General features: G+C 47.7%; 1 protein-coding gene. It reads right to left on the reverse strand.

Annotation, left to right across the window (positions count from 1 at the left end):
* The coding region (locus tag Q4528_RS12690) for a hypothetical protein (protein ID WP_303521823.1) at positions 1-451 on the reverse strand (451 nt) is incomplete at both ends.

Below are 451 nucleotides of genomic sequence, written 5' to 3' on the forward strand. Positions count from 1 at the left end.
GGCCTCAGGTGCAACTGTTTTTGGCTCGACTTTTTCAGGTACTGATTGTTCTACCAATACTGGCTCTTGCACTTTAGGTTGCTCAGCAGTCTTCTCCGCATTAACACGAACTTTCTTACGTAAGTTTCGACGTTCTCTGCGTTCTTTAATTTGCTGTTCTTTAGGTGCTTGCTCTTTTTGAGCAGGCTTATTTTCTTTTACCGTCTCGGTCTTTTCAACCTTGTCGCGCGCAGGCTTATTGCGCTGGTCCTTACGACGACGGGTTTTAGCGCCTTCGCTTCGCTCACCGCGCTCGTTACGTTCGTTGCGATCTTTACGTTCAGGGCGCTCTTGTCGCTCCGAATTTTTGCTAGTACGCTTGTCGTTGCGTTGGTTGTTACGACGATTGTTGCGCTTGTCACGGTTATTATTGTTTTTGCTTCGAGTGTTCTGCTTAGGAGCAGGCTTTTCC

Origin of the sequence: Staphylococcus pasteuri (assembly GCF_030547725.1) — a bacterium.
Taxonomy (GTDB): Bacteria; Bacillota; Bacilli; order Staphylococcales; family Staphylococcaceae; genus Staphylococcus; species Staphylococcus pasteuri.